Genomic DNA, 20,247 nt, shown 5'->3' with positions numbered 1-20,247 from the left:
AGGACTCCCGAGCGGACTCCCGAGGGGATTCCGCAGGTCGTGCGGCCGGGCGGCCGCCTACGCGCATCTTACCCAACCGTGCAACGCAGTGGTGCGCCGCACGGCGGGCGGGCGGGGAACGCTCAGGCCTTGCGCGGCAGGTCCGACGCCTGGATCAGGAACACGGCGTCGTCGCCCGCGCTGGTGGGCAGCCACGTGAGCTCGAGGCCGCCGAATGCCGCTTCGACGTGCTCGCGCTCGTTGCCGATCTCGACGACGAGCACGCCGTCGTCATGCAGCCAGCGGTGCGCTTCGGCGACGATACGTCGCACGATGTCCATCCCGTCGTCGCCGCCGGCGAGCGCCATCTCCGGCTCGTGCCGGTATTCGGGCGGCAGCGCGGCCATCGACGCGGCGTTCACGTATGGCGGGTTCGTCAGGATCACGTCGTAGCGCGAGTCGGGGTCGGTGCGGAACGCGGGCAACGGTGCGTACAGGTCGCCGCGGTGCAGCCCGATGCGATCTTCGAGGCCGTAGTCGCGCACGTTGATCGCCGCGACTTCGAGCGCCTTGTCCGACAGGTCGACCGCGTCGATCTCGGCGTTCGGGAACGCGCTCGCCGCGAGGATCGCGAGGCAGCCGGAGCCGGTGCACAGTTCGAGCACCGCGCCGACCTGCTCGGGGTCGGCGACATACGGTTGCAGTCCGTCGTCGAGCAGTTCACCGATGAACGAGCGCGGCACGATCACGCGTTCGTCGACATAGAAGCGGTGGCCGTGCATCCACGCTTCATGCGTGAGGTACGCGGCCGGCACGCGGTCGGTCGCGCGTCGTTCGATCACCGCGAGCACGGCCGCGATTTCGTCGGGCAACAGGCGCGCGTCGAGGAACGGCTCGAGCGTGTCGAGCGGCAAATCGAGCGTATGCAGCACGAGGTAGGCCGCTTCGTCGTACGCGTTGTCGGAACCGTGGCCGAACGCGAGCTTCGCTTTCGAGAAGCGCGTGACCGCGTAGCGCAGCAGGTCGCGGACTGTGGCAAAAGGTGTCGTCATGCGAGGCTCCGTCAGGCGATCAGTTGTTCGAGCACGCGTCGGTACACGTTCTTCAGCGGGTCGACGAAGCGCACCTCGATGTGCTCGTCGATCTTGTGGATGCTGCCGTTCGGCGGGCCGAATTCGATCACCTGCGGGCAGATGCGCGCGATGAAGCGGCCGTCCGACGTACCGCCCGTCGTCGACAGCTCGGTCGTGATGCCGGTTTCGGTGCGGATCGCGTGTTCCAGCGCGCCCGACAGTTCGCCGCGCGGCGTGAGGAACGGCAGGCCGCTCACCGACCACTTCAGCGTGTATTCGAGGCCGTGCTTGTCGAGGATCGCGTGCACGCGGGCCTGCAGGCCTTCGACGGTGCTCGCGGTCGAGAAGCGGAAGTTGAACAGCAGGTCGGCGTGGCCGGGGATCACGTTGGTCGCGCCGGTGCCGGCGTGCAGGTTCGACACCTGCCAGGTGGTCGGCGGGAAGTATTCGTTGCCGGCGTCCCATTGCTCGGCGGCGAGCTCGGCGAGCGCCGGCGCGAGCAGGTGGATCGGGTTCTTCGCGAGGTGCGGATACGCGATGTGGCCCTGCACGCCCTTGACGACCAGTTCGCCGGACATCGACCCGCGGCGGCCGTTCTTGACGACGTCGCCGAGCTCGGTGGTCGACGTCGGCTCGCCGACGATGCAGTAGTCGAGGCGTTCGCCGCGTGCCTGCAGCAGTTCGACGACCTTCACGGTGCCGTCGGTGGCCGGGCCTTCCTCGTCGCTCGTGATCAGGAACGCGATCGCGCCGCGATGGTCGGGATGGGCCGCGACGAATTCCTCGGACGCGACGACGAACGCCGCGAGCGACGTCTTCATGTCGGCCGCGCCGCGGCCGTACAGCTTGCCGTCGCGATGGGCGGGGATGAACGGCGGCGAGGTCCACTGTTCGAGCGGGCCGGTCGGCACGACGTCGGTGTGGCCCGCGAACGCGAGCAGCTTGCCGTCGCGGCCATCGGTGCCGCGCTTGACGGCCCACAGGTTGGTCACGCCGTGCGACGCGATGGTCTCGCATTCGAAGCCGAGCGCGGCGAGGCGCTCGGTCATGATCTGCTGGCAGTGCTGGTCGTCGGGCGTCACGGACGCGCGGGCGATCAGCTGTTCGGTAAGGGCTAGGGTGGCGGACATGGTTCGGACCACTTTCGATAAAAAATGCCGGCGCGGTGGCCGGCAGCGACAGGGCGGCGCCCGTGGGCGCAGCGCGGGCAACCCTATGCGGTAAACAGCGCCGCGTATTGATCGGCCACGAAGCCGAGCGATTTCACGCGGCCGTTGACGACGAGCACGGGGCGCTTGATGACCGACGGCTTGTGGATCATCAGTGCGACCGCGCCGGTCTTCGTTTCGGCAGCCGCCTTCATCGCGTCGTCCAGGCCGCGCCACGTGGTGCCGCGCTTGTTCACGAGCGCGTCGAGCGACACGTCCTTCAGCCAGTCTTCGATCAGCGGTGCGCTGACGCCGAGCTTCTTGAAATCGTGGAACTCGAATTCGACGCCGTGATCGTCGAGCCACACGCGGGCCTTCTTCACGGTGTCGCAGTTCGGAATGCCGTAGACGACCACGGTGTGCGGCTTCGCCATCAGTCGCCTCGCAGCAGCTCGTTCAGGCCGACCTTCGCACGCGTCTTCGCGTCGACCTTCTTGACGATCACCGCGCAGTACAGGCTGTGCGAGCCGTCCTTCGACGGCAGGTTGCCGGCGACGACGACCGAGCCGGCCGGGATGCGGCCGTAGCTGACTTCGCCCGTCTCGCGATCGTAGATCTTCGTGCTCTGGCCGAGGTACACGCCCATCGAGATCACCGAGTTTTCCTCGACGATCACGCCTTCGACGACTTCCGAGCGCGCGCCGATGAAGCAGTTGTCCTCGATGATGACCGGGTTCGCCTGCAGCGGCTCGAGCACGCCGCCGATGCCGACGCCGCCCGACAGGTGCACGTTCTTGCCGATCTGCGCGCACGAACCGACCGTGGCCCACGTGTCGACCATCGTGCCTTCGTCGACGTACGCGCCGATGTTGGTGTACGACGGCATCAGCACGACGTTCTTCGCGATGAACGAGCCGCGGCGCGCGATGGCCGGCGGGACGACGCGGAAGCCGCCCGCGGCGAAGTCTTCGGCCGTGTAGTTCGCGAACTTCGACGGCACCTTGTCGTAGAACTGCGAGTAGCCGCCGGCCGGCATCGGCGCGTTGTCCTCCAGGCGGAACGACAGCAGCACGGCCTTCTTCAGCCACTGGTGGACCGTCCAGTTGCCGTCGATTTTCTCGGCGACGCGCAGGGCGCCCTTGTCGAGCTGCTCGATCGCGTGAGCGACGGCTTCGCGGACGTCGGCGGGCGCGGCCTTCGGCGACAGCTCGGCGCGGTTTTCCCAGGCGGTATCGATGATTTGCTGAAGTTGTTGCGACATGTTCGTTTTCGCAGGAGATGGATGGAATTGATCGGGATGGACGTCTTACCGCGCGAGAGCGCGGCAGAAATCGACGATGCGTTGCGCGCCCTCGACGCATTCGGGGGTGCCCGCGACGAGCGCGATCCGGATGAAATCGCGGCCCGGGTTCGTGCCGTGCGCATCGCGCGCCAGGTACGAGCCGGGCAGAACCGTCACATTATAGTCGGCGTACAGGCGGCGGGCGAACTCGGTGTCCGACAGGCCGGTGCGCGACACGTTGGCCCACAGGTAGAACGCGGCGTCGGGCAGCTTCACGTCGATCACGTCGGCGAGCATCGGTGTGACCGTATTGAATTTCTGCAGGTACAGCGCGCGGTTCTCGCGCACGTGCGCCTCGTCGTTCCACGCGGCGATGCTCGCGTGCTGCCAGACCGGCGACAGCGCGGCGCCGTGGTACGTGCGGTACAGCAGGAATTGCTTCAGCAGCGCGGCGTCGCCGGCGACGAAGCCCGAACGCATGCCCGGCACGTTCGAGCGCTTCGACAGGCTCGACAGCATCACGAGCCGCTCGAAGCCGCGGCCGAGGCGGTGCGCGGCCTCGAGGCCGCCGAGCGGCGGCGCCGCTTCATCGAAATAGATTTCCGAATAGCACTCGTCGGACGCGATCACGAAACCGTGGCGGTCGGACAGCGCGAACAGCTCGCGCCAGTCGTCGAGCGTCAGCACGGCGCCCGTCGGGTTGCCGGGCGAGCACACGTACAGCAGCTGCGTGCGCGCCCAGACTTCATCGGGCACGGCCGCGTAGTCGCACGCGAAGTTGCGGGCCGGGTCGCTGTTCGCGAAATAGGGTTCGGCGCCGGCCAGCAGCGCCGCGCCTTCGTAAATTTGATAGAAAGGATTCGGACAGAGTACGATCGCCTTCTTGCCGTCCGCGGCCGGGCGCGCGTCGATCACCGTCTGCGCGAGCGAGAACAGCGCCTCTCGGGAGCCCGACACCGGCAGCACCTGCGTGGCCGGATCGACCGCCGGCAGCCCGTAGCGGCGCTCGAGCCAGTGCGCGATCGACGTGCGCAGCGCGTCCGAGCCGGCGGTGGCCGGGTACGACGCGAGGCCGTCGAGCGCGGCCACCACGGCGTCGCGGATCAGCGCCGGCGTCGCGTGTTTGGGCTCGCCGATGCCGAAGCTGATCGGTTTGAGGTCGCCGGAAGGCGTCACGTCCTTGAACAGGGCGCGCAGCTTTTCGAAGGGATAGGGCTGGAGCGAGTCGAGTCGAGGGTTCACGGGCGAAGCGGCCATCGCGGCCGGTTGGAGCGAAAGAAGCGGCGGGCGCGCCGCGCGGCTGCGAACGGGCGCGTCGGGCGCGCGGGTCGCAGCGGACGATTATAGCGTGACGGAATGCGGTCACGGCCTGCCGGAACGGCGGCCGGGCCGGTCGAATAAAGGGTATCGAACCAAATGAACAACGCGGTACGCGGCAGTCTGCCGACGCTGGCCATCCTGATCGGCGCGTCGGTATGGGGCCTGATCTGGTATCCGCTGCGGATCCTCGCGTCGCTCGGCGTGACGGGCACGCTGGCGAGCGCGCTGACGAGCCTCGTCGCGTTCCTGTTCGTGATCGTCGCGCGCCACCGCACGATCGCGACGCTGCGCTGGCACTGGGTGCTGCCGGGCATCGCGGTGACGGCCGGCGTGACGAACCTCGGGTTCGTATGGGGCACGATCCACGGCGAGGTGCTGCGGGTGATGCTGCTGTTCTACCTGACCCCGGCCTGGACCGCGATCTACGCGCACTTCCTGCTGCGCGAACGGCTGACCTGGGCCGGCGCGGGGCTGGCGGCGCTGTCGATCGGCGGCGCGATGCTGATGCTGTGGTCGCCGAAGCTCGGCTTGCCGCTGCCGGCCAACCCGGCCGAATGGGCCGGTCTCGCCGCCGGGCTGAGCTTCGCGATGAGCAACGTGCTCGTGATCAAGGCGAGCCGCGAGCTCCCCGAGATGCGCGCGGAAATGCGCACCGCGACGCTGTTCGGCGGCGCGGCGGTGTTCGGCGCGATCGCGTCGCTGTTCGAAGGGCTGCCGGCCGTGCCGGCGAGCGGCCAGCTCGGCGTGGCCGCGCTGATCATCGCCGCGATCGGCGTGACGATGGCGTCGAACAACCTGCTCGTCCAGTACGGCCTCGCGCGCGTGCCGGCGAACCGCGCGTCGATCATCATGCTGTTCGAGATCGTGATCACCGCGCTGTCGGCGTGGGTGTTCGCGAACGAGTTGCCGACCGCGCGCGAGTGGGCGGGCGGCGCGTGCATCGTGCTGGCGACGCTGCTGTCGAGCCGGGTCCATCGTGCCGCGCCGGCACCGGGCAAACCCGGCGACGGTCGGGACGGCGCACGCGCGATGGTATGATGGAAGCCGTTTGCGGGGCCAACGCGGGATGCGCGCGGCCCCGTTTTTGAATTCCGGGGCGCGTGGCGCGCAGGGGCTCTCCGGCCCCGCGCCGTGCGGCCCCGTCCGTTTCACACCTTCTTCACATCCGATACCGCCGTGCGTCTGAGCTCGATCAAACTCGCTGGCTTCAAATCCTTCGTCGATCCCACGCATTTCCAGGTTCCGGGCCAGCTCGTCGGCGTGGTCGGCCCGAACGGATGCGGCAAGTCCAACATCATCGATGCCGTGCGCTGGGTGCTCGGCGAGTCGCGCGCGTCCGAGCTGCGCGGCGAATCGATGCAGGACGTGATCTTCAACGGTTCGACCGCCCGCAAGCCCGGCAGCCGGGCCAGCGTCGAACTGATCTTCGACAACTCCGACGGCCGCGCGGCCGGGCAGTGGGGCCAGTACGGCGAGATCGCCGTCAAGCGCGTGCTGACGCGCGACGGCACGTCGAGCTACTACATCAACAACCTGCCGGCGCGCCGCCGCGACATCCAGGACATCTTCCTCGGCACCGGCCTCGGCCCGCGTGCGTACGCGATCATCGGGCAGGGCATGATCGCGCGGATCATCGAGGCGAAGCCCGAAGAGCTGCGCGTGTTCCTCGAGGAGGCCGCCGGCGTGTCGAAGTACAAGGAACGCCGCCGCGAAACCGAGAACCGCCTGCACGACACGCGCGAGAACCTGACGCGCGTCGAGGACATCGTGCGCGAACTCGGCGCGAACCTCGAGAAGCTCGAGGCGCAGGCGGTGGTCGCGACCAAGTACAAGGAACTCGTCGCCGACGGCGAGGAGAAGCAGCGCCTCTTGTGGCTGCTGCGCAAGAACGAGGCGGCCGGCGAGCAGCAGAAGCAGCAGCGCGCGATCGAACAGGCGCAGATCGACCTCGAGGCGCAGACGGCGAAGCTGCGCGAAGTCGAGGCGCAGCTCGAGACGCTGCGCGTCGCGCATTACTCGGCGAGCGACGCGATGCAGGGCGCGCAGGGTGCGCTCTACGAGGCGAATGCCGAGGTGAGCCGCCTCGAAGCCGAGATCAAGTTCATCGTCGAATCGCGCAACCGCGTGCAGGCGCAGATCGCCGCCCTCAACGCGCAGCGCGAGCAGTGGCGCGCGCAGGCCGAGAAGTCGCAGGACGAGCTCGAGGAAGCCGAAGAGGCGCGCGCGATGGCCGACGAAAAGGCCGCGCTCGCCGAGGACAACGCGGCCGCGAAGCACGATGCGCTGCCGGCGCTCGAAGCGAAGTGGCGCGACGCGCAGGCGCAGCTCAACGACGAGCGCGCGCGGATCGCGCAGACCGAGCAGTCGCTGAAGCTCGAAGCCGCGCATCAGCGCAACGCCGACCAGCAGCTCCAGCAGCTTCAGCAGCGCCACGAGCGCCTGAAGAGCGAAGCGGGCGGGCTCGACGCGCCGGACGAGACGCAACTCGAAGAGCTGCGCATGCAGCTGGCCGAACAGGAAGAGATCCTCGCGGAAGCCCAGGCGCGCCTGGCGGACGCGCAGGAAACGGTGCCGCGTCTCGACGGTGAACGCCGCGCCGCGCAGGAGCGCGTGCAGGCTGAAGCCGCGCAGATCCACCAGCTCGAAGCGCGCCTCGCCGCGCTGAAGCAACTGCAGGAGAACGTGCAGACCGAAGGCAAGGTGCAGCCGTGGCTCGACAAGCACGAGCTCGGCGCGCTGCCGCGTCTGTGGAAGAAGCTGCACGTCGAGGCCGGCTGGGAAGCGGCGCTCGAGGCCGTGCTGCGCGAGCGTCTCGCCGCGCTCGAAGTATCGAATCTCGACTGGGTGAAGGCCTTCGCGAGCGATGCGCCGCCCGCGAAGCTCGCGTTCTACGCGCCGCCCGCGGCCGGTGAGCCGCCTGCCGCGGTGGCCGGGCTGCGGCCGGTGCTGTCGCTCGTGCGCATCGACGACGCGGGCATCCGCGCGGTGCTGAACGACTGGCTCGGCAACGTCTATGTCGCCGACGACGTCGCGCAGGCGCTCGCGACGCGCACGCAGCTGCCGGCAGGCGGCGCGTTCGTCGTCAAGGCCGGCCATATCGTCACGCGTGTCGGCGTGCAGCTGTACGCCGCCGATTCGGAGCAGGCCGGGATGCTGGCCCGCCAGCAGGAAATCGAGAACCTGGCGCGCCAGGTGCGGGCGCAGGCGCTGCTCGCCGACGAGGCGCGCACGGCCGCCGTGCGGGCGGAAGCCGCGCACACGCAGGCCACGCAGGCGCTCGGCGACGTCCGGGCCCAGGCCGAACGGGCGACGCAGCGCGTGCATGCGCTGCAGATGGACGTGCTGAAGCTCGCGCAGGCGCATGAACGCTATACGCAGCGCAGCACGCAGATCCGCGAGGAGCTCGAGGAAATCGGCGCGCAGATCGAAGAGCAGCGTGCGCTGCGCGCGGAGTCGGAAGCGAATTTCGAGCGCTTCGACGGCGAGCTCGCCGAACTGCAGGCGCGTTTCGAGGACAACCAGCTCGCGTTCGAGTCGCTCGACGAATCGCTGACGCAGGCGCGTCAGGAAGCGCGCGACCTGGAGCGCGGCGCGAACGACGCGCGCTTCGCCGCCCGCAATGCGGTGACCCGGATCGACGAGCTCAAGCGCACGATCCAGGTGGCGCACGAACAGAGCGAGCGCGTCGCCGCGTCGCTGGAAGACGCGCGCGCCGAACTCGAGACGATCAACGAGCAGACCGCGCACACCGGCCTGCAGGACGCGCTCGAGATTCGCGCGGTGAAGGAAGAGGCGCTGCAGGCCGCGCGGATCGAGCTCGACGACCTGACCGCGAAGCTGCGCGCGTCGGACGAGCAGCGGCTCGTCGCCGAGCGTTCGCTGCAGCCGCTGCGCGACCGCATCACCGAGCTGCAATTGAAGGAGCAGGCCGCGCGTCTGTCCGTCGAGCAGTTCGCCGAGCAGCTCGCGACCGCCGAGGTCGACGAGGCCGCGCTGGCCGCGAAGCTCACGCCGGATCTGAAGCCGTCGTACCTGCAGGGCGAAGTCACGCGCCTGAACAACGCGATCAACGCGCTCGGCCCGGTGAACATGGCCGCGCTCGACGAGCTGAAGGCCGCGAGCGAGCGCAAGGTATTCCTCGACGCGCAATCGGCCGACCTGATCGACGCGATCACGACGCTCGAGGATGCGATCCACAAGATCGACCAGGAAACCCGCACGCTGCTGCAGGGTACCTTCGACGAGGTCAATCGTCATTTCAGCGACCTGTTCCCGCGCCTGTTCGGCGGCGGCCAGGCGAAGCTGATCATGACGGGCGACGAGATCCTCGATGCCGGCGTGCAGGTGATGGCGCAGCCGCCCGGCAAGAAGAACGCGACGATTCACCTGCTGTCGGGCGGCGAAAAGGCGCTGACCGCGACCGCGCTGGTGTTCGCGATGTTCCAGCTGAACCCGGCGCCGTTCTGTCTGCTCGACGAGGTCGACGCGCCGCTCGACGACGCGAACACCGAGCGGTTCGCGAATCTCGTGCGCGCGATGTCCGACAAGACGCAGTTCCTGTTCATCTCGCACAACAAGATCGCGATGGAAATGGCGCAGCAACTGATCGGCGTGACGATGCAGGAACAGGGCGTGTCGCGGATCGTTGCGGTGGACATGGAAACCGCCGCGGGTTTTGCCCAGAATTGACGTTTGACGAAACCAGACCGCGTTCGCGCGGCGCATGGGCGCCCGTTCGCGGTCCCGACGAAAAAGAATTGCTGATGGAGCGTGCATGGACGAGTTGACACTCGGTTTGATCGGCGCGGGCGCCGTCGTGGTGGGCGGCGTCGTGGTCTACAACGCATGGCAGGGCGCGAAAGTGCGGCGCAGGATGCCGCGCCCGATGCCGGAAGAAGCGGCCGAGGCGATGAACCGCCCCGAGCGCGACGAAGAGTTGCCGTTCATCGAGCCGGTGCGTCAGCCGGTGCGCCGCGAGCCCGCGGCGCCGGTCGCGGCGGCGACGGCGGCGGCCGAAACCGCGCGCGTCGAGCCGACGTTCGGCGGGGCCGCGCCGGCCGATACGCCGGCCGACCTGCAGGCCGAGGCGACGGGCGTCGACACGTCGGCCGAATCGAGCGAACCGGCTGCCGGCGAAGAGGCCGTGCCCGCCGCCACGCATGACGCGGCGGCCGAACCGGCCGAGCCGACCGAACCGGTGATGCCGGCCGCGACGACGGTCTCGTCGGCGCCGCCCGCGATCGTCGATCGCCGGATCGACTGCATCGTGCCGATCCGCCTCACCGGCCCGCTGCCGGGCGACAAGATCCTGCCGGTCGCGCAGCGGCTGCGCCGCGCGGGCAGCAAGCCCGTGCACATCGAAGGCAAGCCGGAAGGCGGCCAGTGGGAGCTGCTGCAGAACGGCGTGCGCTACGAAGAGCTGCGCGCGGCCGCGCAGCTTGCGAACCGCAGCGGCGCACTGAACGAGCTCGAATTCTCCGAATTCGTGACGGGCGTCCAGCAGTTCGCCGACGCGATCGACGGCGCGCCGGAATTCCCGGACATGATGGAAACGGTCGCGATGGCGCGCGAGCTCGACGCGTTTGCCGCGCAGTGCGACGCGCAACTGTCGATCAACGTGATGTCGGACGGTGCGCCGTGGTCCGCGAACTACGTACAGGCGGTCGCGTCGCAGGACGGGCTGCTGCTGTCGCGCGACGGCACGCGCTTCGTGAAGCTCGACGCCAAGCAGAACCCGGTGTTCATGCTGCAGTTCGGCGATACGAACTTCCTGCGCGACGACCTGACGTACAAGGGCGGCAACATGATCACGCTGGTGCTCGACGTGCCGGTGGCCGAAGAGGACATCCTGCCGTTCCGGCTGATGTGCGATTACGCGAAGTCGCTGTCCGAGCGGATCGGCGCACGCGTCGTCGACGACTCGCGCCGGCCGCTGCCGGAGTCGACGCTGCTCGCGATCGAGCAGCAACTGATGAAGCTGTACGCGAAGCTCGAGGAAGCGGGCATCCCGGCCGGTTCGCCGGTCACGCGCCGCCTCTTCAGCCAGTAACGCGCCGGGCGCGGACGGCGGTATTCGACACCGTCGTTCGTCGCTGCGGCGAGCACGTTTCATGTGCGCTGCAGCACGTCATCCGGCCCGCATTGCGTGCCCCGCTGAGGCGTCAAACTGAGATAATCGGGCATCCGATTTTTTTCAGAACGACTCTGCCGCCAGCATGGCCCGAACCCAAGCCGAACCGCCAGCAAGCCAGCCCGACGCGCGCGCCGCGTGGCTGCGCGACCAACTCGAGCGGGCGAACTACGCCTATTACGTGCTCGACCAGCCGGATCTGCCCGACGCCGAATACGACCGGCTGTTCCGTGAGCTGCAGCAGCTCGAAACCGACCATCCCGAACTCGTGACGCCCGATTCGCCGACGCAGCGCGTCGGCGGCGAAGCGGCCGGCGGCTTCACGCCGGTCGTCCACGATGCGCCGATGCTGTCGCTGAACAACGGCTTCGCCGACGAGGACATCGTCGCGTTCGACAAGCGCGTCGCTGATGCGCTCGCCAAGGCGACCGATCTCGCCGGCTCGGTGACCGACCCCGTGGAATACGCGTGCGAACTGAAGTTCGATGGCCTGGCGATTTCGCTGCGCTACGAGAACGGCGTGTTCGTGCAGGCCGCGACGCGCGGCGACGGGACGACGGGCGAGGACGTGACCGAGAACGTGCGCACGATCCGCTCGATTCCGCTGAAACTGAAGGGCAAGCACGTGCCGGCCGTGCTCGACGTGCGCGGCGAGGTGCTGATGTTCAAGCGCGATTTCGCACGCCTGAACGAACGCCAGCGCGCGGCCGAGCAGCGCGAATTCGCGAACCCGCGCAACGCGGCGGCCGGCAGCCTGCGCCAGCTCGACTCGAAGATCACCGCGCAGCGGCCGCTGTCGTTCTTCGCGTACGGGATCGGCGTGCTCGACGGGATGCCGATGCCCGACACGCACACCGCGCTGCTCGACTGGTACGAGGCGTTCGGCCTGCCGGTGAACCGCGAGCGCGCGGTCGTGCACGGCGCCGAAGGTTTGCTCGACTTCTTCCGCAAGGTCGGCGAGAAGCGCGAGTCGCTGCCATACGACATCGACGGCGTCGTCTACAAGGTCAACCGGCGCGACGAGCAGGAGCGGCTCGGCTTCGTGTCGCGTGCGCCGCGCTTCGCGCTCGCGCACAAGTTCCCCGCGCAGGAAGCGCTGACGAAGCTCGTCGCGATCGACGTGCAGGTCGGCCGCACCGGCGCGATCACGCCGGTCGCGCGCCTCGAGCCGGTGTTCGTCGGCGGGGCGACCGTGACCAACGCGACGCTGCACAACGAGGACGAAGTGCGCCGCAAGGACATCCGGATCGGCGACACCGTGATCGTGCGCCGCGCGGGCGACGTGATTCCGGAAGTGGTCGGCGCGCTGCTCGACCGGCGCCCGGCAGACGCGGCCGAATTCGTGATGCCGACCGAATGCCCGGTGTGCGGCTCGAAGATCGAGCGCCTGCCGGACGAGGCGATCGCGCGCTGCACCGGCGGGCTGTTCTGCCCGGCGCAGCGCAAGCAGGCGCTGTGGCATTTCGCGCAACGCCGCGCGCTCGACATCGACGGTCTCGGCGAGAAGATCATCGATCAGCTCGTCGAACTGAATCTGGTGCGCACGCCGGCCGACCTGTTCAATCTCGGGTTCGCGACGCTGGCCGAACTCGACCGGTTCGCGGAGAAGTCCGCGCAGAATCTGCTCGATTCGCTCGAGAAGGCGAAGCACACGACGCTCGCGCGCTTCATCTACGGGCTCGGCATCCGCCATGTCGGCGAATCGACCGCGAAGGATCTCGCGAAGCATTTCGGCTCTCTGACGCCGATCATGGACGCGTCGATCGAGGAACTGCTCGAAGTGAACGACGTCGGACCGATCGTCGCCGAGTCGATTCACCAGTTCTTCGCGGAAGAGCACAACCGGACGGTGATCGAGCAGTTGCGCGCGCCGGGCAAGGTCACGTGGCCGGAAGGGCCGCCCGCGCCGAAAGCGCCGCAGGGCGTGCTAGCCGGCAAGACGGTCGTGCTGACCGGCACGCTGCCGAATCTGACGCGCGATGCGGCGAAGGAAATGCTCGAAGCGGCGGGCGCCAAGGTGGCCGGCTCGGTATCGAAGAAGACGGATTACGTGGTCGCGGGCGCCGAAGCCGGCAGCAAGCTCGCGAAGGCCGAGGAACTCGGCATCCCCGTGCTGGACGAAGACGGTCTGCACCAACTCCTGGAGGGTAATACGCCATGATTCGCGAGATCCTGAAGATGGGCGATCCGCGCCTGCTCGAAGTCGCCCAACCGGTCGAGCGGTTCGATACACCCGAGCTGCACGAGATCGTCGCGGACATGTTCGAGACGATGCACCACGCGAACGGCGCCGGGCTGGCCGCGCCGCAGATCGGCATCGGGCTGCAGATCATCATCTTCGGCTTCGGCAACAACAACCGCTACCCGGATGCGCCGCCGGTGCCCGAAACCGTGCTGATCAACCCGAAGATCGAGTACATGCCGCCGGACATGGAAGAGGGCTGGGAAGGCTGCCTGTCGGTGCCGGGGATGCGCGGCGTCGTCAGCCGCTACGCGAAGGTGCGCTACAGTGGCTTCGACCAGTTCGGCCAGAAGATCGATCGTGTCGCCGAGGGGTTCCACGCGCGCGTGGTCCAGCACGAATACGATCACCTGATCGGCAAGCTGTATCCGATGCGGATCACCGATTTCACGCGCTTCGGCTTCACCGAGGTGCTGTTCCCGGGGCTCGATCCGGCCGACGACGACTGATCGGCCCGTTTCCGGCAGACAAGAAAAAAGCCCGCTCGAGCGGGCTTTTTCATTGGATGGCGTACCGGGTGCTTGCGGTCAGAACGTCTCGTCGGCCGACAGGTAGCGCCATTGGCCCTGCGGCAGCGCGCCGAGCATCACGCGGCCCATCCGCACGCGCTTGAGGCCGATCACGTCGAGGCCGACCAGTTCGCACATGCGGCGGATCTGGCGCTTCTTGCCTTCGCGCAGCACGAAGCGCAGCTGCTCGCCGTTCTGCCAGCTCACCATCGCGGGCTTCAGCGCGACGCCGTCGAGTTCGAGGCCGTGGCGCAGCTTCGCGAGCGATTCCGCCGGAAAGTGCTGGTCGATGTCGATCAGTCGTTCGCCGAAGCGCACGCGCACCAGGTATTCCTTGTCGATGTCCGACTGCTCGCCGATCAGCTGCTTCGCGATCACGCCGTTCTGCGTCAGCACCAGCAGGCCGGTGGAGTCGATGTCGAGACGGCCGGCCGGCGCAAGCGCATGCAGGTGTTGCGGCGAGAAGCGCACCGGCGAATGATCGCCGCTCCAGCGGTTCGCGCGCGTGATCAGCACGGCCGCCGGCTCGTAGCCGTCTTCCGCCTGGCCCGACACGTAGCCGACCGGCTTGTGCAGCAGGATCGTCACTTGCGCGGCCTGCGCGGCGCTCGCACGCTCGTCGATCTCGATCTTCTGGTCGGCGCGCACCTTGGTGCCGAGCGTGTCGATGCGTTCGCCGTCGACGAGCACCCAGCCCTTTTCGATCCATTCGTCGGCTTCGCGGCGCGAGCACATGCCGAGTTCGGACATCCGCTTCGACAGGCGCATCAGGCCCGTTTCGTCGCCGTAGTCGACGTCGGCCGCCGCGCGCTTGACGGGTTGCGCGGTCTTCACCGCGCCGAACGAACGGCGGTCGCCGTCGCGTGCCGGGCGGGCGGGGCGGTCGCCGAAGCTGCGCTTCGCGCCTTCGCTGGCGGCCTTGTCGCGGTAGGACGGACGCTTGCTGTCGTCGGCGCCTGCTGCGCGGCGCGGACGTGCGTCGTCATCACGGCGCGGCGGGCGATCGGACGACGTGCGGCGGTCGCCGAAGCCGCGCTTCGCGCCTTCGCCGGCGGCCTTGTCGCGGTACGACGGGCGCTTGCTGTCGTCACCACCCGCTGCACGGCGCGGACGCGTATCGTCGTCGCTGCGGCGCGGCGGGCGATCGGACGACGTACGGCGGTCGCCATAGCTGCGCTTCGCGCCTTCGCCGGTGGCTTTGTCGCGGTACGACGGGCGCTTGCTGTCGTCACCGCCTGCTGCGCGGCGCGGACGTGCGTCGTCATCACGGCGCGGCGGTCGATCGGAAGACGTGCGACGCTCGCCGAAGCTGCGCTTCGCGCCTTCACCGGATACGTTGTCGCGATAGGACGGGCGCTTGCCTTCGTCGCCGCCCGCGCGGCGCGGACGTGCGTCGTCATCACGGCGCGGCGGTCGATCGGAAGACGTGCGACGCTCGCCGAAGCCGCGCTTCGCGCCTTCACCGGATGCGTTGTCGCGATAGGACGGGCGCTTGCCTTCGTCGCCACCCGCGCGACGCGGACGAGCATCGTCATCGCGGCGCGGCGGGCGATCCGACGACGTGCGACGGTCGCCGAAACTGCGCTTCGCGCCTTCACCGGCTGCATTGTCGCGGTACGGCGCGCGCGTGCCGCGCTCGGCACCGCCGTCACGCGGCGCGCGCTTGGCCGGCGCGCGATCCGCGCCCGGGCGTTCGGCGCCGGCGGCGCCGCGCGGCTTGAACGAGCGCTCGCCGGTGGCGGCGGTCGCGGGCGCCTTCTTCGGGCGGGCCGGCTTGTCGCCTGCGGGTGGCGCGGCGGGACGCACCGCCTTGCGGGCGACGAGGCTGCCGGAGCGGACAGGGGCGCGAGTCGGCGACGCCGGCTTCGGATTCTTGACGGTTAATTTGGTGCGCATAAACGCTGGGATTCATTCAGACTGCGATCGCACGCAGCAATTCGGTTTCGAGCTGGATCTGCAGGCGGTTATCGGACAGGCCGGCGCCCGCGAGCAGGAAGATGTCTTCGACGCGCTCGCCGAGCGTATTGATCCGCGCCGCATGGACGCCGATCCGATGTTCGGCGAGGACGCGCGCGATCGAATAGAGAAGGCCCGGCCGGTCGTTGGCCGACACGGACAGGATGTAGTACTGACCGCGCTCGTCGGCCCGCAGGTCGACGCGCGGCGTGATCGGAAACGTCCGGGACAGCCTCGACAGGCGGCCCTTCGACGGTTCCGGCAGCGGGGCGGTTTCGGCGAGCCGCGCCGCGAGCTGCTGCTCGACGAGGTTCGCGATGTCGCGGTAGCGCACGTCGCGCTCGGTCTGCGTGACGATGAAGTTGTCGAGCGCATACCCGTGCCGCGTCGTGCTGACGCGCGCATCGAGCACCGACAGCCCGTTGCGGTCGAAATACGCGCAGATGCCCGCGAACAGGTCGGGGCGGTCCTTCACGTACACGAGCACCTGCAGCGCGTCGCCGATCGGCGACGGCCGCGCGCGGACGATCGCGGTTTCGGCGTTCACGTGCCGGTACAGCACACGCGTCTGCCATGCGATGTCGGCCGCGTCGTGACGCAGGAAGAAGCCGACGTCGAGCTGATCCCACAACGCGCGGTGCGCATCGTCCGGCACGGTTTCCAGGCGCAGCAGCGCGAGCGCCTGCTCCTGTCTCGACTTCAGCTCCGAATGCGCGTCGGGGTTCGCGCCGCCGAGCACCGCGAGCGTGATGCGGTACAGATCCTCGAGCAGCTTGCCCTTCCACGTGTTCCACACCTTCGGGCTCGTGCCGCGGATATCGGCGACGGTCAGCAGGTAGAGCGCGGTGAGATAGCGCTCGTTGCCGACGACCTCGGCGAAGCGCTTGATGACTTCGGGGTCGCTCGTGTCCTGTTTCTGCGCGACCTGGCTCATCGTCAGGTGATGCTGGACGAGCCACACGATCAGCGCCGCATCGTCGCCGGCGATGCCGTGCTCGCGGCAGAAGCGCCGCGCGTCGGCCATCCCGAGCGTCGAGTGGTCGCCGCCGCGGCCCTTCGCGATGTCGTGGAACAGTGCCGCGACATACAGCACCCACGGGCGCTCGAAGTTGCCGATCAGCTGGCTGCAGAACGGGTATTCGTGCGCATGCTCGGCTACCGCGAAGCGGCGGATGTTGCGCAGCACCATCAGGATGTGCTGGTCGACCGTGTACACGTGGTACAGGTCGTGCTGCATCTGCCCGACGATGCGGCGGAAATTCAGCAGGTAGCGGCCGAGCACGCTCGTCTGGTTCATCAGCCGGAACGCGTGCGTGATGCCTTCGGGCTGCTGCAGGATCCGCATGAACGTGTCGCGGTTGCGCGGATCGCGGCGCCACGCGTTGTTCATGATCTCGCGCGAGTTGTACAGCGCGCGCAGCGTGCGGGCGGACAGGCCTTTCACGCCACGCGTCGTTTCGTACAGCAGGAAGGCTTCGAGGATCGCGTCGGGATGGCGCTCGAACACGCCGTCGTCGACGATCTCGAGCATCCCCTGTTTCTCGACGAAGCGATCGGCCGACAGCACGCGCGTGATGCCGCTCGTCGCGGGGAACAGCTGCGCCTCGATGTTCTGGATCAGGATCGTCGCGAGCTGCGTGACCGCTTTCGCGGCCCAGTAGTAGCGACGCATCAGCTGCTCGCTCGCCCGCTTGGCCTGCGTCGGCTGGTAGCCGAAGCTTTCGGCGGCCTGCGTCTGCAGGTCGAACACGAGCATGTCCTGGCGACGCCCGGCGATCACGTGCAGCCGCGCGCGCAGCGTCTTCAGGAACCCTTCGTTGCGGCGCAGCTCGCGCGCTTCGCGGTCGGTGATCAGGCCGCGCGTGTCGAGTTCGCGCCAGCTGCTGCCGAAGCCGGCCGCGCGTGCGATCCACAGGATCGTCTGCAGGTCGCGCAGCCCGCCCGGGCTTTCCTTCACGTTCGGTTCGAGGCTGTACGGCGTGTCCTGGAACTTCGCGTGGCGCTGGCGCATCTCCAGCACCTTCGCGGTGAAGAACGCGCGGGCGTCGAGCGCTTCGTGGTAGCGCACGGTGAAGCGCTCGAACAGCGCGGTGCTGCCGACGATGCGGCGCGCTTCCAGCAGCGAGGTCTGCACCGTGACGTCCTGCGACGCCTCCTCGATGCACTGCGCGACCGTGCGCACGCTGCTGCCGATCTCGAGGCCGAGATCCCACGCCATGCCGATGAAGCGCTCGATGCGCGCGTCGAGCGCCGCGTCGTGCGCATCCGGCAGCAGCACGAGGATGTCGACGTCGGAATAGGGCGCGAGCTCGCCGCGCCCGTACCCGCCGACGGCGACGAGCGCGAGCGTCGCGGGCAGTCCGCAGTCGTCCCACACGCGTTTCAATGCATCGTCGGTGAGTTTCGACAGCGCGTGCATCAGCGACGCGACGTTCGCCGCGCGGCGAAAGCGCTCGAGCATCTCCGTCTTGGCGGCCTTGAATTCGGCGCGCCGCGACAGCGCTTCGGGCGAGGGGGCAGCGTGAGCGCTCATGGGCGGCCGTTCAGGTGCGAAAGTGGGGCGGGCGGGGCGCGACGGCGCTCAGACGGCGGCGGCCGGCTGTGCGAACACCGGGCGCGCCGGCGTGCCGGCAGACACGGTCAGCACTTCGTAGCCGGTTTCGGTGACGAGCACCGTGTGCTCCCACTGCGCGGACAGGCTGCGGTCGCGGGTCTTGACCGTCCACTGGTCGGGCATCGTGCGGATGTCGCGCTTGCCGGCGTTGATCATCGGCTCGATCGTGAAGATCATCCCGGCCTTCAGTTCGATGCCGGTGCCCGGACGGCCGTAGTGGACGACCTGCGGATCCTCGTGGAACACCGTACCGATGCCGTGGCCGCAATATTCGCGCACGACGCTGTAGCCCTGCGCCTCCGCGTGCTTCTGGATCGCATGGCCGATGTCGCCGAGATGCGCGCCGGGCTTGACCTGGTCGATGCCGAGCCACATGCATTCGTAGGTGGTCTGCACGAGGCGCTTCGCGAGGATCGAGCCCTCGCCGACGATGAACATCCGGCTGGTGTCGCCGAAATAGCCGTTCTTGATCACGGTGATGTCGATGTTCAGCGCGTCGCCGTTCTTGAGCACCTTCTCGCCGGGAATGCCGTGGCAGATCACGTCGTTGACCGAAATGCAGGTGGCCTTCGGGTACGGCGGATAGCCGGGCGGCTGGTAGTTCAGCGGCGCGGGGATCGTGCCTTGCTCGTTGAGCATGAACTCGTGGCAGAGGCGGTCGAGTTCGGCGGTCGTGACGCCCGCGACGACGTGCGGCGTGATGAAGTCGAGCACTTCGCTCGCGAGACGGCAGGCGACGCGCATCTCCGCGATATCGTGTTCGTTTTTGAGCGTAATAGCCATCGAGGTATGCCTGGAATGCGGTGAATTGACGGATTATCGCACCTTATGGCGGGCCTCGCAGCCCCTGCGGGCCGCGCGGATGCGGGTTTTCGCGGATTGCCCGGCCCGCTGCCGCGCGGCAAGCGAAAGTGCCGAGCGACTTGAGAGCGGACAAATCCGCGTGCTATACTCTTTGGCTAAGTCGATATCCAAATGCCGAATTTGCCCCAAGTTGGGGCGGCATCGCGGTGAAAGGCTTGCGGCACGGGCGTTTTGCGCGTGCCGAATCGCAAGCCGGCGCAACCAGGGTGCCGTCCGTGCGGAATTCACGCCTTCGTGGCGGGTTCGCGCGGCGGTACGGCAGCCGGCTTAAGACCCAACCCTCGTGGAGAATTTACATGGCAGTTACGATGCGCCAAATGCTGGAAGCGGGTGTCCACTTCGGTCACCAGACGCGCTTCTGGAACCCGAAGATGGCTCCGTTCATTTTCGGTCACCGCAACAAGATTCACATCATCAACCTCGAAAAGACGCTGCCGATGTTCACGGACGCACAGAAGTACGTGCGCCAGCTGGCAGCGAACCGCGGCACGATCCTGTTCGTCGGCACGAAGCGCCAGTCGCGTGACACGATCGCCCAGGAAGCGCAACGTGCGGGCATGCCGTACGTCAACGCACGCTGGCTCGGCGGCATGATGACCAACTTCAAGACGCTGAAGGTGTCGATCAAGCGCCTGAAGGACATGGAAGCGGCAGTCGAGGCGGGCGAGCTCGAGAAGATGAGCAAGAAGGAAGCGCTGCTGTTCGAACGCGAAATCGCCAAGCTGCAGAAGTCGATCGGCGGCGTGAAGGACATGGGCGGCATTCCGGACGCGATCTTCGTTGTCGACGTCGGCTACCACAAGATCGCCGTCACGGAAGCGAACAAGCTGGGCGTGCCGGTCATCGCCGTGGTCGATACGAACCACTCGCCGGAAGGTGTGGATTACGTGATCCCGGGTAACGACGACTCGAGCAAGGCAGTCGCGCTGTACGCCGAAGGCGTGGCCGACGCGATCCTCGAAGGCCGTGCGAACGCGGTCAACGAAGTGGTCCAGGCCGCACGCGGCGACGACGAGTACGTCGAGGAAAACGCGTAACTGGCCCCGAGCCGGCGCAAAAAGGGGGCTCTCAACAGGCCCCCTTTTTTTAAGCTTGTGCGCCGGACCTGATCGCGCCGAATCGGCGCGGGT

Annotated in this window: 14 protein-coding genes; 6 read left to right on the top strand and 8 right to left on the bottom strand. The window is 68.1% G+C overall.

What is annotated here, in order from left to right:
• Positions 1-122: 122 nt before the first annotated feature.
• The 5 genes from prmB to dapC all read right to left on the bottom strand — a co-directional run bounded on the left by prmB (position 123) and on the right by dapC (position 4,739).
• The gene (gene prmB, locus DTA15_RS02150; RefSeq protein WP_006488226.1) at positions 123-1,031 is read right to left on the bottom strand and encodes a 50S ribosomal protein L3 N(5)-glutamine methyltransferase; all 909 of its coding nucleotides are present in this window, start codon (positions 1,029-1,031) and stop codon (positions 123-125) included.
• Between the two features lie 11 nt (positions 1,032-1,042).
• Positions 1,043-2,182, bottom strand: a complete 1,140-nt coding sequence (gene dapE, locus DTA15_RS02145) for a succinyl-diaminopimelate desuccinylase (RefSeq protein WP_006493370.1) — start codon at positions 2,180-2,182, stop codon at positions 1,043-1,045.
• Positions 2,183-2,265: 83 nt separating this feature from the next.
• Positions 2,266-2,634: an ArsC family reductase gene (locus DTA15_RS02140; RefSeq protein ID WP_006488257.1), complete on the bottom strand. Its 369-nt coding sequence runs from the start codon at positions 2,632-2,634 to the stop codon at positions 2,266-2,268.
• Positions 2,634-3,461, bottom strand: a complete 828-nt coding sequence (gene dapD / locus DTA15_RS02135) for a 2,3,4,5-tetrahydropyridine-2,6-dicarboxylate N-succinyltransferase (protein WP_006478479.1) — start codon at positions 3,459-3,461, stop codon at positions 2,634-2,636. The genes DTA15_RS02140 and dapD overlap by 1 nt, the downstream gene beginning before the upstream one ends.
• Before the next feature lie 45 nt (positions 3,462-3,506).
• Positions 3,507-4,739, bottom strand: a complete 1,233-nt coding sequence (gene dapC / locus DTA15_RS02130) for a succinyldiaminopimelate transaminase (RefSeq protein ID WP_006488235.1) — start codon at positions 4,737-4,739, stop codon at positions 3,507-3,509.
• Positions 4,740-4,898: 159 nt separating this feature from the next.
• On the opposite strand from dapC, the gene DTA15_RS02125 reads away from it, so the two are divergent.
• The 5 genes from DTA15_RS02125 (at position 4,899) to def (ending at position 13,623) form a co-directional block, all read left to right on the top strand.
• Positions 4,899-5,840, top strand: coding sequence for a DMT family transporter (locus DTA15_RS02125; protein WP_006488241.1), 942 nt, complete (start codon positions 4,899-4,901; stop codon positions 5,838-5,840).
• 138 nt (positions 5,841-5,978) lie between these two features.
• Positions 5,979-9,491, top strand: coding sequence for a chromosome segregation protein SMC (gene smc / locus DTA15_RS02120; protein WP_006488233.1), 3,513 nt, complete (start codon positions 5,979-5,981; stop codon positions 9,489-9,491).
• Positions 9,492-9,576: 85 nt separating this feature from the next.
• A complete protein-coding gene (locus DTA15_RS02115) occupies positions 9,577-10,851 on the top strand; it encodes a cell division protein ZipA C-terminal FtsZ-binding domain-containing protein (RefSeq protein ID WP_006498677.1) in 1,275 nt (424 codons plus the stop codon).
• Positions 10,852-11,017: 166 nt separating this feature from the next.
• Positions 11,018-13,093, top strand: coding sequence for an NAD-dependent DNA ligase LigA (ligA, locus tag DTA15_RS02110; protein ID WP_006484653.1), 2,076 nt, complete (start codon positions 11,018-11,020; stop codon positions 13,091-13,093).
• On the top strand, positions 13,090-13,623 hold the full coding sequence (gene def, locus DTA15_RS02105; protein WP_006484650.1) for a peptide deformylase: 534 nt from the start codon (positions 13,090-13,092) through the stop codon (positions 13,621-13,623). Before ligA ends, def begins: the two co-directional genes overlap by 4 nt.
• Before the next feature lie 78 nt (positions 13,624-13,701).
• Here def and DTA15_RS02100 read toward each other — a convergent pair whose 3' ends face one another.
• From DTA15_RS02100 to map, 3 genes are read right to left on the bottom strand one after another with little or no spacing between them, the layout of a single operon-like run.
• Positions 13,702-15,579 carry a pseudouridine synthase gene (locus DTA15_RS02100; protein ID WP_012492690.1) on the bottom strand — a complete coding sequence of 626 codons (1,878 nt, stop codon included), beginning with the start codon at positions 15,577-15,579 and terminating at the stop codon, positions 13,702-13,704.
• Between the two features lie 16 nt (positions 15,580-15,595).
• Positions 15,596-18,172, bottom strand: coding sequence for a [protein-PII] uridylyltransferase (locus DTA15_RS02095; protein WP_006483828.1), 2,577 nt, complete (start codon positions 18,170-18,172; stop codon positions 15,596-15,598).
• A gap of 48 nt (positions 18,173-18,220) precedes the next feature.
• On the bottom strand, positions 18,221-19,036 hold the full coding sequence (gene map, locus DTA15_RS02090) for a type I methionyl aminopeptidase (RefSeq protein ID WP_006483813.1): 816 nt from the start codon (positions 19,034-19,036) through the stop codon (positions 18,221-18,223).
• Between the two features lie 377 nt (positions 19,037-19,413).
• Between map and rpsB the strand changes: the two genes are divergently transcribed.
• Entirely contained in the window at positions 19,414-20,154 is a 741-nt protein-coding gene (gene rpsB / locus DTA15_RS02085; protein ID WP_006483818.1) for a 30S ribosomal protein S2, read from the top strand.
• Positions 20,155-20,247 lie beyond the last annotated feature (93 nt).

Source organism: Burkholderia cenocepacia, assembly GCF_900446215.1.
Classification (GTDB): domain Bacteria; phylum Pseudomonadota; class Gammaproteobacteria; order Burkholderiales; family Burkholderiaceae; genus Burkholderia; species Burkholderia cenocepacia.
Note: the sequence above shows the minus strand (reverse complement) of the source record. Positions and strands in the feature narration are given on the sequence as shown.

What these genes read in the sequence shown, in the direction of transcription:
- prmB (WP_006488226.1), bottom strand. Translation starts at nt 1,031, where the DNA reads ATGACGACACCTTTTGCCACAGTCCGCGACCTGCTGCGCTACGCGGTC.
- dapE (WP_006493370.1), bottom strand. Translation starts at nt 2,182, where the DNA reads ATGTCCGCCACCCTAGCCCTTACCGAACAGCTGATCGCCCGCGCGTCC.
- DTA15_RS02140 (WP_006488257.1), bottom strand. Translation starts at nt 2,634, where the DNA reads ATGGCGAAGCCGCACACCGTGGTCGTCTACGGCATTCCGAACTGCGAC.
- dapD (WP_006478479.1), bottom strand. Translation starts at nt 3,461, where the DNA reads ATGTCGCAACAACTTCAGCAAATCATCGATACCGCCTGGGAAAACCGC.
- dapC (WP_006488235.1), bottom strand. Translation starts at nt 4,739, where the DNA reads ATGGCCGCTTCGCCCGTGAACCCTCGACTCGACTCGCTCCAGCCCTAT.
- DTA15_RS02125 (WP_006488241.1), top strand. Translation starts at nt 4,899, where the DNA reads ATGAACAACGCGGTACGCGGCAGTCTGCCGACGCTGGCCATCCTGATC.
- DTA15_RS02115 (WP_006498677.1), top strand. Translation starts at nt 9,577, where the DNA reads ATGGACGAGTTGACACTCGGTTTGATCGGCGCGGGCGCCGTCGTGGTG.
- ligA (WP_006484653.1), top strand. Translation starts at nt 11,018, where the DNA reads ATGGCCCGAACCCAAGCCGAACCGCCAGCAAGCCAGCCCGACGCGCGC.
- def (WP_006484650.1), top strand. Translation starts at nt 13,090, where the DNA reads ATGATTCGCGAGATCCTGAAGATGGGCGATCCGCGCCTGCTCGAAGTC.
- DTA15_RS02100 (WP_012492690.1), bottom strand. Translation starts at nt 15,579, where the DNA reads ATGCGCACCAAATTAACCGTCAAGAATCCGAAGCCGGCGTCGCCGACT.
- DTA15_RS02095 (WP_006483828.1), bottom strand. Translation starts at nt 18,172, where the DNA reads ATGAGCGCTCACGCTGCCCCCTCGCCCGAAGCGCTGTCGCGGCGCGCC.
- map (WP_006483813.1), bottom strand. Translation starts at nt 19,036, where the DNA reads ATGGCTATTACGCTCAAAAACGAACACGATATCGCGGAGATGCGCGTC.
- rpsB (WP_006483818.1), top strand. Translation starts at nt 19,414, where the DNA reads ATGGCAGTTACGATGCGCCAAATGCTGGAAGCGGGTGTCCACTTCGGT.